This window comes from Streptomyces griseorubiginosus (assembly GCF_001514195.1).
GTDB classification, from domain to species: domain Bacteria; phylum Actinomycetota; class Actinomycetes; order Streptomycetales; family Streptomycetaceae; genus Streptomyces; species Streptomyces griseorubiginosus.
This window is the reverse complement of record NZ_KQ948737.1, coordinates 375862-389986: the sequence shown is the minus strand read 5'-3', so window position 1 is coordinate 389986 and position 14125 is coordinate 375862. Positions and strand designations below refer to the sequence as shown.

The 14125-nt window shown below is 69.4% G+C and carries 14 protein-coding genes; 6 read left to right on the top strand and 8 right to left on the bottom strand.

What is annotated here, in order from left to right:
• Positions 1-150: 150 nt before the first annotated feature.
• Genes AQJ54_RS20105 through AQJ54_RS20090 form a run of 4 tightly spaced genes read right to left on the bottom strand, consistent with a single transcriptional unit; the run spans position 151 to position 3761 of the window.
• Positions 151-1371, bottom strand: a complete 1221-nt coding sequence (locus AQJ54_RS20105) for an ABC transporter permease (protein WP_062239259.1) — start codon at positions 1369-1371, stop codon at positions 151-153.
• Positions 1368-2072, bottom strand: a complete 705-nt coding sequence (locus AQJ54_RS20100; protein WP_062239256.1) for an ABC transporter ATP-binding protein — start codon at positions 2070-2072, stop codon at positions 1368-1370. The genes AQJ54_RS20105 and AQJ54_RS20100 overlap by 4 nt, the downstream gene beginning before the upstream one ends.
• Positions 2069-3163 carry an efflux RND transporter periplasmic adaptor subunit gene (locus AQJ54_RS20095; protein ID WP_248845397.1) on the bottom strand — a complete coding sequence of 365 codons (1095 nt, stop codon included), beginning with the start codon at positions 3161-3163 and terminating at the stop codon, positions 2069-2071. Before AQJ54_RS20095 ends, AQJ54_RS20100 begins: the two co-directional genes overlap by 4 nt.
• The gene (locus AQJ54_RS20090; RefSeq protein WP_062239250.1) at positions 3147-3761 is read right to left on the bottom strand and encodes a hypothetical protein; all 615 of its coding nucleotides are present in this window, start codon (positions 3759-3761) and stop codon (positions 3147-3149) included. The genes AQJ54_RS20095 and AQJ54_RS20090 overlap by 17 nt, the downstream gene beginning before the upstream one ends.
• Before the next feature lie 205 nt (positions 3762-3966).
• On the opposite strand from AQJ54_RS20090, the gene AQJ54_RS20085 reads away from it, so the two are divergent.
• The 5 genes from AQJ54_RS20085 to AQJ54_RS20065 all read left to right on the top strand — a co-directional run bounded on the left by AQJ54_RS20085 (position 3967) and on the right by AQJ54_RS20065 (position 8353).
• The gene (locus AQJ54_RS20085) at positions 3967-4893 is read left to right on the top strand and encodes a M20/M25/M40 family metallo-hydrolase (protein ID WP_062239247.1); all 927 of its coding nucleotides are present in this window, start codon (positions 3967-3969) and stop codon (positions 4891-4893) included.
• Positions 4890-6299, top strand: coding sequence for a M1 family metallopeptidase (locus tag AQJ54_RS20080; RefSeq protein ID WP_062239244.1), 1410 nt, complete (start codon positions 4890-4892; stop codon positions 6297-6299). The genes AQJ54_RS20085 and AQJ54_RS20080 overlap by 4 nt, the downstream gene beginning before the upstream one ends.
• Positions 6300-6345: 46 nt before the next feature.
• Positions 6346-6984: an HAD family hydrolase gene (locus tag AQJ54_RS20075; RefSeq protein WP_062239240.1), complete on the top strand. Its 639-nt coding sequence runs from the start codon at positions 6346-6348 to the stop codon at positions 6982-6984.
• Positions 6985-7097: 113 nt separating this feature from the next.
• Positions 7098-7748: a hypothetical protein gene (locus AQJ54_RS20070; RefSeq protein WP_062239238.1), complete on the top strand. Its 651-nt coding sequence runs from the start codon at positions 7098-7100 to the stop codon at positions 7746-7748.
• Positions 7736-8353: a hypothetical protein gene (locus AQJ54_RS20065; RefSeq protein WP_159055537.1), complete on the top strand. Its 618-nt coding sequence runs from the start codon at positions 7736-7738 to the stop codon at positions 8351-8353. The genes AQJ54_RS20070 and AQJ54_RS20065 overlap by 13 nt, the downstream gene beginning before the upstream one ends.
• A gap of 134 nt (positions 8354-8487) precedes the next feature.
• On the opposite strand, the gene AQJ54_RS20060 is transcribed toward AQJ54_RS20065, so the two are convergent.
• The 3 genes from AQJ54_RS20060 to AQJ54_RS20050 form a co-directional block, all read right to left on the bottom strand.
• Positions 8488-9315, bottom strand: a complete 828-nt coding sequence (locus AQJ54_RS20060) for a class I SAM-dependent methyltransferase (protein ID WP_062239232.1) — start codon at positions 9313-9315, stop codon at positions 8488-8490.
• A gap of 169 nt (positions 9316-9484) precedes the next feature.
• Positions 9485-11311, bottom strand: coding sequence for a HAMP domain-containing sensor histidine kinase (locus AQJ54_RS20055; RefSeq protein ID WP_062239229.1), 1827 nt, complete (start codon positions 11309-11311; stop codon positions 9485-9487).
• Complete coding sequence (locus AQJ54_RS20050) at positions 11301-12080, bottom strand: response regulator transcription factor (RefSeq protein ID WP_079069944.1); 780 nt, start codon at positions 12078-12080, stop codon at positions 11301-11303. The genes AQJ54_RS20055 and AQJ54_RS20050 overlap by 11 nt, the downstream gene beginning before the upstream one ends.
• Before the next feature lie 783 nt (positions 12081-12863).
• On the opposite strand from AQJ54_RS20050, the gene AQJ54_RS45695 reads away from it, so the two are divergent.
• Positions 12864-13157 carry a DUF6422 family protein gene (locus AQJ54_RS45695; protein ID WP_159055536.1) on the top strand — a complete coding sequence of 98 codons (294 nt, stop codon included), beginning with the start codon at positions 12864-12866 and terminating at the stop codon, positions 13155-13157.
• A 128-nt stretch (positions 13158-13285) separates the two neighbouring features.
• Here AQJ54_RS45695 and AQJ54_RS20045 read toward each other — a convergent pair whose 3' ends face one another.
• Positions 13286-14119: a methyltransferase domain-containing protein gene (locus tag AQJ54_RS20045; protein WP_062239227.1), complete on the bottom strand. Its 834-nt coding sequence runs from the start codon at positions 14117-14119 to the stop codon at positions 13286-13288.
• Positions 14120-14125 lie beyond the last annotated feature (6 nt).

Here is a 14125-nt window from a genome sequence, read left to right as displayed (position 1 = left end):
CCGCGGGCCGAGTGGAGCGCTTCGAGCGCCGCTACGGCCGTAGCGCCAAGGACCCCCGCTTCAAGGCACGCCAGCGCTGACGCCCCCGCACAGCACCCTCACCGGCCCAGCACCGCATACACCCCGGCACATCGGACGGCCCCGCACCCCTCAAACCGCCGCCAGCGCCTCCGTCGGTGGTAGTCGGGAGGCTCGTACGGCGGGGTACAGGCCCGCGGCTGCTCCGACGGCCACCGCTCCCAAAACGCCTGCGAGCAGGGTGAGTTGGGGGAACACCACGGGCCAGGACTGGGACCTCGCGTAGCCGGCCGCCACCGCTGCGCCGAGGGCCGTGCCCGCGCAGCCGCCCAGCGCCGAGAGAGCCACCGACTCCGCCATGAACTGCCCCCTGATCTGGCCGCGGCTGGCACCCAGTGCCCGGCGCAGACCGATCTCGCGGCGTTGCTCCAGGACCGAGACGACCATGGTGTTGGCCACGCCCACGCCGCCGACGAGGAGCGCCACGCCCGACAGGCCGAGGAGCAGCACCGACAGCGTCTGCCGGGTGGCGCGCTTGGCGGCCAGGGCGTCCGAGGGGCGGCTGACCTGAACCAGACCCGGCAGTTGGGGATGGACCGTGGCGGGGAGCACGGCGCGTACGGCCTCGATCTGCGACTCGCGGGCCGTGACGTAAACGACGGTGGGATGGCCGTCGAAACCCAGTTGTTCGCGTGCCGCGTCCCAGCCGACCAGGACGGAGGTGTCGAGGTCGGGGGCGAGCGGCAGGGGAGCGAGGATGCCGATGACGGTGAACCAGTGCCCGTCGATGTAGACCTGCCCGGTCTCCCGGCCCGGGCGGACGCGGTCGAACCCGAGGCGCGCGGCGGCGCGGGAGCCCAGGACCGCGGTCGGGAAGTGGGCGGACGTGGGGGAGAGGAACGAGCCGGAGCGGACGGTCCCGTGGACCGAGCGGAGGAGGTCGGTGCGCGCGGCGAGGACACTGATGCCGGAGGCGTCGGAAGGGTCGGCGCGGTCCGAACGACGTACGCTCCTGTGGGTGTTGGCGACCGCGCTCGCGCTCGTCACCGGCCCGATACGGGCGGCCATGGCGTCCGCGGTCTCGGGCAGGACGACCGGGGGATCGCTGTCCGCCTGCGGAGCCACGCGCAGCATGTCGGTGCCGAGGGCGGACAGTTGGTCCATCAGGGCCTGCTGGCTGGACGCGGGTACGGAGGTCACGACGACGAGAGTCGCGATGCCGAGTGCGATGCCGAGCGCGGACAGCGCGGCGCGTGGACCGCGGGTGCGGATGCCGAGCAGGCCCAGGCGGAGGATGTCCGCGAGACCCAGTCGTACGGGATGGGGGCCGGAGGCTTTCGGCGGGCGCGTCACGCGGCACTCACCACCCCGGTGACATCCGCCGTGATGCGGCCGTCACGCAGTTCCACCCGGCGGGGGAGGCGAGCCGCGATGTCGCGGTCGTGGGTGATGACGGCGATGGTCGTGCCCTGGGTGTTGAGGTCGACGAGCAGACGCAGGACCGCCTCCCCGTTGGCCGCGTCCAGCGCGCCCGTCGGCTCGTCGGCGAGCACGAGCGCCGGCCCGTTGACCAAGGCGCGCGCGATGGCGACGCGTTGGCGTTCACCGCCGGACAGCTGTTGGGGGAGGTGGGAGCGCCGGTGGTCGAGACCTACCCGGGCCAGCGCCTCGCGCGCGAGGGGTCCTCGTCTGCGCCTGGCGACACCCGCGTAGAGCAGGCCGGTGGCGACGTTCTCGGTGGCGTCGAGCCCGTCGGTGAGGTGGAAGTGCTGGAAGACGAAGCCCAGCAGGCGCGCCCGCAGCGCGGAGAGGTGACGGTCGCCCAGTGCGTGGACGTCGTGGCCCGCGATGCGGACGCTGCCGTTCGTCGGCCGGTCCAGGGTGCCCATGATGTGCAGCAGCGTCGACTTGCCCGATCCGGACGGGCCCACGATGGCGACGAGTTCGCCCGCGTCGACGCGGAGGGAGACGCGGTCCAGGGCGGTGACACCGCCGGGATGGCTCTTGGTGACCTCCTCGACGAGGAGGACGGGGGTCGCGCTGTGGGTGCTCACGATGCCGTCACCACCTTGGCGCCTACGGCCACTCCCTTGCCGCTCACCTCGACCAGCCCGCCCGCGAACATGCCCGTCGTCACCGCGATCAGCGTGCCGTCCGGGCGTTGTACGGCGTACCCGCCCTCCCGCAGGGCGACCAGCGCGCCCACGGGTACGGCGAGCACGCCCTTGCGGGTGGTGGTGTCGAACCGCACCTGTACCGCGGCCGCGTCCAGGCCCTTGAGGTCCGTGGCCCGGTTCGCCGCCACGGTCACGTCGATGGTGGCCGGTCCTGTCTGCTGCGCCGACTCCTCGGCGGAGCCGCCCTGCACGGTGCGGCTGAGGGCCTTGACGGTGCCGGGAATTGTTCTGCCGTCCGGCAGTGTGATGGCGGCGCCGTCGCCGGCTTTGACGGTTCCCATGTCGGTCGCGTCCATCGCGACGGTGACGGTCTTGGCGGCGGAGGTGTAGGTGAGCAGCGTGCCGTCGGCCGCGTCGCCGGGTTGCGCCTGGACCGAGTCGACCCGCACCGGGCCCGGCAGGACCACGGCCCGGCCCGGGGTGAGCGTACCTGTGGCGGTCTGCCCGGTGTCGTGCTGCCAGCGTTTGAGGGCGGCGGCGAGGGCGGGGGTGAACTCCTCGCCCTCGCCGCCGTCACCGGTGTTCCTGGCGACGGTGGCCGGGCCCGTGGCGTAGCCGAGCGCTCGCAGGTTGTTCCCGAGGACGCTCACGTCGTGACCGCGTACACCCGTCTTGGTCAGGGGACGGAAGAAGGGCGTGTCACCGAAGAAGACCGGGACGGGCCGGTCGTTTATCCGGTACAGCGCCTTGCCCCTGACCGCCAGGGCCCCGGGCTTCGGCAGCCGGGTCACGATCCCCTGCCCCGTGCCCTTGAGGGCGTGCGGGGTGCCGAAGCCGAGAGTGCCCGGCAGGGTGCGGCTGTCGGAGAGGTCGGTGCGCGTGACGGTGGCGGTCCGCACCCGGTCGGGAGCGGAGGCCCTGCTCTCCGGTCCGGAATGGACGTCGCGCCACACATACGCGCCCCCGCCCGTGACGCCCGCGACCAGTACGACGCTGAGCGCCACGACCCCCTTACCGCGTCGTGCCACGGAACGCCTCCAAGGTGCAGCTCCTGTCGACCTGGCTCTGCCGGGCGGCGCTCATCGTGGTGTTGCCGTCGTAGGTCCAACCGGAGTTGTCCGGCAGCGCCGTGACCTTGAGCCCTTTGCGGTTCAGGCACTTCACGTAGGCGCGGTAGTCGTCGTCGTAGTGCGGGTTCGTCGCCTCGTCCAACTCCGGCGGCTGCAAAGGCAGTTTGTTCGCGCAGGCCTTGGTGGCGGCCTTGGCCGTGGCGCTGTGGTCGGACTGGTCGATGGAGTCCGGGCCGCGTGCCGTGAGCATCTTGTGCCCGTGGTCCTTGAGGCACACGGCGTACAGGTGCCAGTAGCGGTCCTTCTCCTCCTCCGAACTGTCGAGCCGCAGTTGGGGGCGGCCGTCGTCGGCGGACGGCGTGGCCTGAGCGGTCGCGTTGCCGTCGGCCGCGTTTCCGTCGGGGGCCTCACTGTGCAGGGAGGCCACGTCCTGCCGCGTCGAGCCCTTGTCGTCGGAGTCGCCCGAACCGGCGCAACCGGTGAGCAGCAGGACGCCGGCGGTGAGAGCGGCAGCGCCGAGTACGCGGCGGTGGACCGCGATGTCGAAGTGGTTCATGCGGCTCATGGTCCGCGCCGGGTGTCGGGAAACGGTCGGCAACCGATGCGGGTCCGTTGGGACTTCGGTGCCGCTTCGGCCACGGCACGACGACAGCACGCGCACAGCACGCCCACGGTGGGCCGACCATTCCGCGACCGGAACGGGACATCCGCTTCCTACCGTCGTGCCCCGTCCGTTCCACGAGTGACAGGAGAGCCACTTCATGGCATCCCGCCCGTTCCTGCGCCGCGCCTCCGTCGGCGTCCTGTGCGCCGGCCTGTTCGGCGCCGTACCCGTCGGCCTGTTCGGTGCCGCACCTGTCGGCGCGAGCCCGCGTGTCTCCGGTCCGCCGGTGGTCACGGCCCAGCGCGTCATGCCGTATCTGAAGGGCTTTCAGTCGATCGCCGACCGCAACGGCGGCAACCGCGCCCACGGCACCCCTGGTTACCGGGAGTCGGTGACCTATGTGAGACGGGTCCTGGACGAGGCCGGTTACCGCACCACTCTCCAGCCGTTCAGCCACGACGGCGCCACCGGCTACAACGTCATCGCCGACTGGCCGGGCGGGGACACCCGCAAGACCGTGCTGGTGGGAGCGCACCTCGACAGCGTCCTGGCCGGCCCTGGCATCAACGACAACGGTTCCGGCTCGGCCGCCGTCCTCGCGACGGCGGTCGCCGTCGCCAAGGCGCACCTGCCGACCGAGCGCCACCTCCGGTTCGCATGGTGGGGCGCCGAGGAAGGCGGTCTGTTCGGCAGCGCGCACTACGTCAACTCCCTGTCGCCCGCCGAGCGTTCCTCGGTGCGCTCGTACCTCAACTTCGACCAGGCCGGCTCCCGCAACACCACGACCTGGCTGGTCACCCACGACCCGGCCGGATCCGAGGGCGCCCAGGAGGCGACCAAGGCCTTCGAGAAATACTTCGCCGCCCGCTCGATACCGACCTTCGACATCGGCGACACGGGCTCGGACGACCAGTCCTTCGCGGCCGCGGGCATTCCCGTCGCCGGTTTCACCACCGGCATCTCCGACTGCATCCACAGCGCCTGCGACGACATCCACAACGTCGACCCGGCCGTGCAGACCGCCAGCACCAACGCCGTGCTCGACGTCACCTGGCAGCTCGCCGTCACCAAGGACCGCCGATGAGGCGGCTCGCGGCCCCGCCGCTCGCCGCCCTCGCCCTGTGCGTGCTCACCGGCCTGGCCCCCGCGTCGGCGGCCGACGGCGGCCCCGGCCTGGGAGATCCCTACTTCCCCACGGACGGCAACTCCGGCTACGACGTCGACCGTTACGACGTCCGCATCGCCTACGATCCGGCCCGGCCCGACCACCTCACCGGGGACACCACCGTCACCGCACGGGCCCTGACCGATCTGGGCCGCTTCCACCTGGACCTGACAGGGTTCGACGTGTCGTCCGTGACGGTCGACGGCCGTACCGCCCGCTCGGTGGAGCGCGAGGGGGAGAACGAACTCGTGATCACTCCGGCGCGGGAACTGCGCAAGGGCGCCGACTTCTCCGTACGCGTGCGGTACTCGGGCAAGCCTGTCGGGGAGGGCTGGCACCCCATGGCCGACGGCGGCGTCGCCATCAGCGGCGAGCCGCACTCCGCCACCACCTGGTACCCGGCCAACGACCACCCGTCCGACAAGGCCACCTTCCGCCTCACGGCCACCGTCCCCGACGGCTGGAGCGCCGTCGGCAACGGCCGGCCCGGCCGGGTGACCCGGGACGGCACGGGCCGGCGCACCTTCCGCTGGTACGAGGACCGCCCCCTGACCACGTACGCGAGCATGGTGGCCGTCGGCCGCTTCACCGTGCGCAGCTCCGAACTCCCCGACGGCACCCCGGTCGTCAACGCCTACAGCCCCGACGCGCTGATCGACCCGGATGCCGAGGCGCTCCAGGAGGACATCCTGGGCTTCCTGGCCTCCCGGTTCGGCCCGTACCCGTTCTCCTCGGCCGGGGCCGTGGTGCTGGCCGGTCCGTCCGGTACCGGCCCGGTCGACCTGGAGACGCAGAGTCGTCCGACGTACGACACCGGACTCTTCGACGTCGCGATGGTGCACGAGCTCGCCCACCAGTGGTACGGCGACAGCGTGTCCTTCACGGACTGGCGTGACGGTTGTGTCGCCGAGTGCGTGGCCACGTACGCGCAGTGGCTCTGGTACGAGCACCAGGGGGACGACCTCGACCGCGACTACTACCTGGCCACGGTTAAGGAGCACCGCACCGATCCGGCCTTCTGGAGCGTCCCGCTGTACGACCCGGGAGCTGGTCGGGAGCTCGACTCCGCGCTGTACGCGCGCGGGCCGTTGATGCTGCATGCCCTGCGACGGACGGTCGGCGACCAGGCCTTCTTCGACATCCTGCGGACCTGGCCGGCCAGACACCGCTACGGCAACGCCTCCTGGCCCGAGTTCGAGACCCTTGCCGCCGAACGCTCCCACCGGGACCTGCGGGGCTTCTTCACCGCCTGGGCACACGGCACGCAGATCCCTCCCGACCGGTACCTGCTCCCGGAGGGCCTGTCCCGGGCTGCGACGGGCTGACGTACCTCGTGAGATGGCACGCTTGGCCATTGGAAGGGGTGAGGCCGTGAGGAAATACGTACTCTTCGATCACGATGGCGTCCTGGTCGACACCGAGCTCTGGTATTTCAGATCCGCGGAACGTGCCCTGGCGGAAGCCGGTTTCACGCTGGACAAGGATCAGTACCTTCGGGACATGGCTCGGGGAGCGGGCTCCTGGGCCCAGGCCAAGGCGGCCGGCATCGACGACCGGACCCTCAGCCGTGTTCGCGAGGCACGCAACGGCTACTACCAGGAGTACCTGCGGACTGAGGCCATCGAGATCGACGGAGTCGAGGACACTCTCGCCGAACTCTCGGCTTACGTCCGCATGGCCATCGTGACGACCGCGAAGCGAGCCGACTTCCACGTCATCCATGAGAAGCGTCAGATCATGCAGTTCATGGAATTCGCGATTGTGCGTGAGGACTACGAACTCGCCAAACCGCACCCGGGGCCCTACCTGGCCGGGTTGAAACGCTTCGGCGCTGCCAGAGAAGAGACCCTGGTCGTGGAGGATTCGGCCAGGGGACTGGCGGCGGCTGTGGCGGCCCGTATCGATTGCGCCGTTGTTCACAACGAGTTCACGAAAAACAGCGACTTTTCCCTGGCAAGGTACCGGATCGACAGCCTGAGCGAGCTGAAGGGCATCCTCGAGCTGAGCTGATGCGCTGTGACTCGGCTAGCGTTGCGCCGGAGAAGTTCGTGGAGGGGGATGAGGTGGGCGGCGCACTGGGTCTCCGACGCCGCCCACGTCAACCGCCGTGTCTCGGAGAACCGATGAAGCTACCCGTCACCATCCATCAAGTGCGCCTTGGACCCACGGAGTTCAAGGTGATTCGACCAGCCCGGCCTCTGGTCCACGCCGTGCTCGTCGACCATGATCGGCACCTGGACGCCTACCTCGATCATGAGGCCGCGGAGCGAATCGGCGGGCTATGGACGCTTGCCGCCTCTTCACCACGTTCGCTGGTCCACCTGCCGATGCGGGGGAACCGTGGCCCCTCCCACGGGCTTCCAGAAGACGGCGCCCGACAGCTTGATCTCGTGCTGCTGCACCACTCGCTCCAGTTCGCGCCCTCACGCTGGAAGGAAGTGCGCGGGCGACTCGGCCCAGGGCGCCCGCAGACGGTGACGCTGCCCGACCCAGGCCACACCCCGGAAGCGATTGATCCCGAGGCACGGCACCACCGGGAGAACCGGGATCTGTTTCACCAGCATCTCCACGCCGAGACCCTGTTCATGACCGGTAGCGCGAAGGTCTTCAGAGACACCACTCGGCACTTCTTCGACGTCGCCCGGAACGGCCCCGGATACGTCCCCGTCCATCCGAGCTACCCACACTTCTGCACCGAGCTGCACTCCAACGACGGAGTTCTCGGCGACGCGCGTGAGATCCACATCGAGTATTGCGACCAGTGGGACTCATGACCTCAGGGGACAGAACACCGCCGACCATGACGTTCCATGGTCACCTTCAGCGCCTCGTCGAGAGGGCCCTCGCGGCCATTCCGGCCGCCGATGCCGGCGACATCTACGCCCTCTCCTTCCTCATTGCCAACGAGGACGACGACCCTCGTCAGCCGACCCTGACGGTCGGCTGCAACACTGAAGCCCAGGCTCGACGCAGCATCCAGGACGCCTCTGACGAAGCAGAGGCCCGCTGGAACTACGCCTTCTGGATCCAGAATGAGCTGACTGTGGTCGGGGACCTGACCAACGACCCCGTCGGGGCCGCAGCTCGCCAGAAGTGGCTCACCGGACTCGGACTTTGGTACGACGAGCCGACCGACCTCGCCGACTGGGATTCAGTCGTCGGGCCACTCGCCGCGCAGATCGAGTCCCATTTCAACCAGACCTGCTGCCAGCTCGCCCGAACCCTCCATACGAACGGCGCGATCGAGAGATCTGTCGGTCGAACCGTGCCCGTGATCGTCCACGAGTTGGAGTACTACGAGGCGATCGCCCGGCAGACCGAGGAAGCCAACCCGCCCGGCGTCGCCGACGAGTTCACCGCGTGGGTCCGCGGCGGCTGAGGGGGTGCGCCTCAGCCTTGCCGCCACCGAAAGCAGACTTTCTCAGCTGGACGACCGCCGGCACCGGGCTACGACCATCAAGCTCGGGAGCCCTCGCAGGCCGTATCTCGCAGCCCAGAGGCAGGGCACTGGCTTCACTCGGCACGCTGCCCAACACGCAGGACGCTCAGATAACGGCGTGACGTGCGGTCGCCCATGCGTGAGCGGATGCGCTCGGCGATGGCGTCGAGCAGCGGCTCTCGGACATCCCGGTCGAGCCTCCGAAACAGCGACAATGAGCGAAGGTGATCGGCGAAGCCATCCCCGTCGAACCATTGAACAGTTGGATACCAGCGCACGATCGTCGGACCGAACAACCCTCCCGGACCGTCGACCAGGCCCCAACCCCCGTCGGTGCTGCGCACCTCTTCCTCCAGCGGTGGATGACCCCAGTCGGGGTTCCCGGGGCAGAACCTCTCGTGCAGATCGGCGGTCTCGGCGTACACCTCCGGCTCGCCCGGCCGGCGGACGACGACGTGGCCGAGCAGCGCCATCCACCCTCCGGGAGACAGCACGTCGTGCGCTCGCTGCCAGCCGATCGACGGGTCGACCCAGTGCCACGACTGCGCAGCCACGAGAACATCGAAGCGTCGGCCGCGGTCGTCCCACTCCTCGAACGTCGACCCTTCGATGTCGACGTCGGGGAAGGAAGCGAGCCGCTGCCGAGCCAGTGCGGCCATGCCCGCGCCAGGTTCGACGGCGGTCACCGAGCAGCCGAGCGTTGCCAGCGTGCGCGTCGCCTGACCGGTACCGCAGCCCACCTCCAGCACCGACGACGTTCGGTCCATGCCGGTGATGGTGCCGAGGTCCGCGAACAGTTCGTCGGGGTATCCCGGCCGGACCCGGTCGTAGAGCTCCGGTACCTCGTTGAACACTCGGCCGAGGTCGAGGCGATTCGGGCGCGTCTGCGGATCATCGGTCACAAGTGCACAAGCTATTGGGCTTGTCCGTGAAGGCGCCACTCGTTTGCCAGCAGCCACTGAGACGCTTTCGACGGTAGTCCAGAGTGGCGACCTGCTCTCCCTGCTGCATCGCAGGCACCCGTTGTCGAGCAGAGTTGTCTCACCAACCCCGACAGTCCAGATCGTCGTCCTACGACTCAGGCCGCCCGGTCGACATGCCGGGCAGCCTCAGCGAGAAGAGCGATCCCTTCCCCAGCACGCTGGAGGCGTGCACGGTGCCGCCGTGGGCTTCGACGAGTTTGCGGACGATGGACAGGCCAAGGCCGCTTCCCCCGCCCTGTCTGCTGCGCGACTTGTCCGCCCGCCAGAAACGGTCGAACACCTTGGGCAGGGCCTCTTCGCCGATACCGGAGCCGGTGTCCTCGACGGCGAACACCACCTGGTCGCCCAGTGGACGTACGGACAGGGTGACCGTGCCGCCGGTGGGCGTGTGCCGGATCGCGTTGGACACCAGGTTCCCGATCGCCTGGCGCAGCCTCAGGGAGTCGGCCCGCAGCCACGGCCGCTCGTGAGGGGAGCGCACCCGCAGCTCCACTCCGGCGGCACCGGCGCTGCCCTGGTGGGCGCGCGCGACCTGGGCGAGCAGAGCGGCCGCGTCCACGTCCTCCGGGTGCAGTTTGAGCGCACCGGCGTCGGCTGCCGCGAGGTCACGCAGGTCGTCGATGATGTGCTGGAGGAGCAGCGCCTCCTCCAGGAGGGAGGAGATGAGGGGCTTGTCCGCCGCTACGACGCCGTCCTCGACGGCTTCCAGCCAGCCCCGGACGTTCCCCAGCGGGGTACGCAGCTCATGGGCCACGTCGCTCACCAGCGCCCGGCGCAACTGCTCCAGTTCCCGGCGCCGGCTCGACATGAGGTTGAACGCCACGGCGAGCCTGCCGAGTTCGTCGTCGCCGGTGACCTCCACGCGCGCGTCCTCGTCCCCCTCGGCCATCCGCTGGGCCGCACCGGTCAGTGCCCGCAGCGGCCGGACCATACGGGTGCCGACGACCAGGGTGACCGTCACCGTGAGGAGCAGCACCACGAAGGTGACCCCGGCGATCCTCAGACGATTGGCGTCGGAGAGGTCGAAGAACGTGGCGATCTTCTGTTCGGGCGCGGTGGCGAAGAGCAGTGCCGGCGGAGCCACGTAGGGGGAGAGCTGGTCGCGACGCGCGGTGGAGATGCAGGACGTCACCGCACGGCTGTTCGGGGCGCCGCGGGCCGTGGAGGGCGTCCAGGTCAGGTCGTCGGCGAGCTGCACCGGGGCCGCGTGACGGGCGGTCAGGCACGCGTTGACCAGCCTGCCCAGCTGAGCCTGGGCCCGCCTCTCGGTGGGCGTGCGTTCGAGCAGGATGTCGACCCCGCACCGGTCGCCCGCGGTCAGGACGCTGCCGTCGAGCTCGATCTCCGGCCGGCCGTTCGGGGCCTGCACGATCTGGATGTCCGCCGCCCCTCCTCTGCCCTGCTGACAGGAGGACAGGACGCGGGTGGCGGTGACCCGCAGTGCCGCCTTCTCCTGAGCGGTCAGCCGGAAGGGCCCGACCGCCCGCGGGTCGATGCGGTCGGACGGTTCGCCGCCGTGACCGGCCACGAGTGTGACGTCCACGGCGAGTGCGTCGACGGTCGCCGACGGTGTGTCGGGCAGCGATCCGGCTGACCGCGAGGCCCTTCCGTCGGAGTCCGCGAGCAGGTGGCGGTTCTCGTCGGTGAGGGTGATGCGGCGGCCGGTCTCGCGGGCGAGCGCGCGCACCGTCGGTTCGACGCCCCGCCAGTCGGGGTGCGTGGCGGCGAAGCCGACCAGTGCGTCGTACACCCGGGCGTCGTCGGCGATGGCTTGGCCGCGCTCACGTCCGATGGCGACCGCGGTCACGCTGACGACCAGCCAGGCGGTTGCGACGATCGAGCACAGGGAGACCAGCACGCACACCGCGAGCAGCCGTGTTCGCAGGCTGCTGCGCAGGGGTATGTCAGCACGCATGGGGGGAACCGGCCGCGTCGTCGGGCTCTGCCTCCGCCGGTGGTTCGGCGGCTTTGTAGCCGACGCCGTAGACCGTGAGCAGCCGTTCGGGCCGCGCGGGATCGCGTTCGATCTTGCGACGCAGGTTCATGACGTGGCCGTCGACCGTGCGGGCGGTGACGTAGCGGTCGATGCCGTGCAGGTGCTCCAGGATCTGCTTCCTGGTGAACACCCGGCCGGGCGCCGAGGCCAGCACTTCGAGCACGCGGAACTCCCCGGGCGTGCAGTCCACCAGGCGCCCTTCCACCCGTATCTCGAACCGGCCGGGGTCGACCACGAGCGAGCCCACGGCGTGGACGGGTTCGGCAGGGTGCGGCGCGGTCTCGATGGCCGGGGCGGGGAGCTGAGCGTCGGCGGCTGCCGGACGGCGGGTGCGTCTGAGCAGCGTACGGACTCGGGCGACGAGCTCGCGGGGGCTGCACGGCTTGGTCATGTAGTCGTCGGCGCCCAGGTCGAGGGCGAGCAGCAGGTCGTCCTCCTCCGCGCGCGCCGTGAGCATGAGGACGGGGACGTCGGACTCGCGGCGCAGCACTCGGCAGACGTCCAGTCCGTCCACGCGCGGCATCATCCAGTCCAGCACGACGAGATCCGGCATGCGCTGCCGGATCTGCTCCAACGCGGCCCGCCCGTCGTGGACGACGTCGACCGAGTGGCCTTCCCGCTCCAGGTACAGGCGGATGAGGTCGGCTTGTTTGGCGTCGTCGTCGGCGAGCACCACATACGCACACATGGCCGCCATCGTAGGGAGGGGCGGCGGTCGAATCGCTGCGAGAGGGCGGAAGTTGGGGACGGGCCACCGGACTCCGACAGGAACGGAACAGGTTTCTGACATTTGACCGGTGGCTGACTGCTTCGGTGCCGGGGTCATTCGTGCCGCGACGGCACGATGGTCAAGCCGCCCGTGGTCGACCGGGTTCGCTGGAACGCCGTGTGGTGGGCGTGCAGGTGACGTGGCGCGCCGTTGGCACTGTGGGGCATTGCTCTCAGGGAAGTTGGTGTGGCAAGAGGCCATGACCACAGCTGGGGTGAGCGCAGGTTTCCCCAGAGCCTTTGAAGCCAGGGCAGGGATAGTCGGGGTCGTAGCATTTCGCGCAGAACGATTCATGCAGCTGCAGTAGCTCACGTGCCTTCTTCAGCACGTCTAGAAGTCGGGCCTCAGCCTCAGTCAGCTCAGCGAGAATTTTTCTCTGAGCGTCATTCAGGTTCGAGTCGACAGGCATTGGTATCACCCCCTTCCAGCTAGGCGCTGCGACCTCAAGGACAGTCTTCTCGCGCGACGTCCTACCCTTCCACCATCACACCGCTGGGCCGCTGACGCACCCCCTGACCAAGCGGGCGACGGCGGCGCCGTCGGGCTAGGGGATTTACTACTGTGAGCACTTCTCCAGTGGCAGGCGCACGTCACCAGTCGTAAAGTAGAGATGCACTCACTCGTTTCCCGTTTCCGCGATAGCCCTTCAGGCCGGGTTCAATCGACCGCTTCTTTCATTCGGCTGCATGGAGGTGTTCCGTCATGACGAAACCCAGCGAGCAGCAAGCCCCAGTGAGACATGCCGACTTCACTTATGCGGACCCAGGAAGTCTCACCAGCGAGCAGTCGGAGATTCTGGACAAGGCTGCGTTGGTGGTGATCCGGGCGAGAAGAGAAGCCGCGGACATGGTGAGGGGCGCAAAGCTGGAGGGGTTTGACGACGACTTCTTCGGGAGCAAGTGCAGGAAGTGCAACACCTGCGATGAATTCTGGGGAGAAGGCGCTGTCTGCAAGAGAAGCAGCTGCGGACACAGCGCATCACAACACGCGACTTGAATCGACGACTGTCCGAGCGCCCCGCGCATTTGGCGCCCAGGGCTTGAGCACAGTCGCGTGATGCCCGGTTCGTCACACCGGTCGGTCCGCAGGGTGCTGCGGACCGACCGGTGTGTGCGCACCGTTGGTCAGGGGCGTACCGCGGCGACCAAGAGGCAGCCGAACTCGTCGACTCCCAGCATGTCCGAGGGGTGGAAGAGGTCCGGGAGGTTGGTCTGGCCCAGGGCCTCGGGGCGGTCCGCGCCCTCGACCGGCCTCGCCAGTTCCTCGAACGTGCGTTGCATGGTGTGCTCGGTGATGTCCAGCAGTCCGCGCAGCCGAAGTCCCGCACGGTGCAGCATCGCCACGTACCCGTCGGCGTCGGCCAGGGTCACCATGAAGTTGCGGCAGAACTTGTCGATCGACGGATGCCGGGGGGTCTTCCGCGGAGCTCGCTCGAAGACATCGGTCAGGACGAGCCGGCCACCGGGACGCAGGACCCGGGCGACTTCGGTGAGGACCTGCTCCCGGTCGGGCATGTGGATGATCGATTCGAGGGCCATCACCGCGTCGAACGAGCCGTTTTCGAAGGGGAGTTCCATCGCGTCGGCTCGCCGGAACACCGCCCGGTCCGCGCGTCCGGCCTCCTCGGCGAGCCGGTTCGCCGTCTTCACCTGCTCCTCGCTGATGCTGATCCCGGTGAGCCGGGCACCGGTGCGCTCCACGACCCGCAGGCCCGGACCGCCCACCCCGCAGCCGAGGTCCAGGACATGGTCCGTCCCGCCGACCAGCAGCCGTTCGATCAGCACGTCGGTGAGGCGGTCGACGGCTTCCTCCAGCGGCGCCTTCGAGTCGGGCGTGTCCCAGAATCCGATGTGGATGTTCGGGTTGAACGTGCCGTCGCGCAACGCGGTCAGGGTCAGCCGGTCGTACAGCTTGCCGACGGCTTCCGGCACAGGCAGGGTCTGGGCGGTGTCGCTCATGAAGGC

Bases quoted from the DNA above. Each gene is read 5' to 3' on its own strand.
- AQJ54_RS20050 (WP_079069944.1), bottom strand. From the start codon at position 12,080: ATGTGTGCGTATGTGGTGCTCGCCGACGACGACGCCAAACAAGCCGAC.
- AQJ54_RS20080 (WP_062239244.1), top strand. From the start codon at position 4,890: ATGAGGCGGCTCGCGGCCCCGCCGCTCGCCGCCCTCGCCCTGTGCGTG.
- AQJ54_RS20055 (WP_062239229.1), bottom strand. From the start codon at position 11,311: ATGCGTGCTGACATACCCCTGCGCAGCAGCCTGCGAACACGGCTGCTC.
- AQJ54_RS20090 (WP_062239250.1), bottom strand. From the start codon at position 3,761: ATGAACCACTTCGACATCGCGGTCCACCGCCGCGTACTCGGCGCTGCC.
- AQJ54_RS20070 (WP_062239238.1), top strand. From the start codon at position 7,098: ATGAAGCTACCCGTCACCATCCATCAAGTGCGCCTTGGACCCACGGAG.
- AQJ54_RS45695 (WP_159055536.1), top strand. From the start codon at position 12,864: ATGACGAAACCCAGCGAGCAGCAAGCCCCAGTGAGACATGCCGACTTC.
- AQJ54_RS20045 (WP_062239227.1), bottom strand. From the start codon at position 14,119: ATGAGCGACACCGCCCAGACCCTGCCTGTGCCGGAAGCCGTCGGCAAG.
- AQJ54_RS20085 (WP_062239247.1), top strand. From the start codon at position 3,967: ATGGCATCCCGCCCGTTCCTGCGCCGCGCCTCCGTCGGCGTCCTGTGC.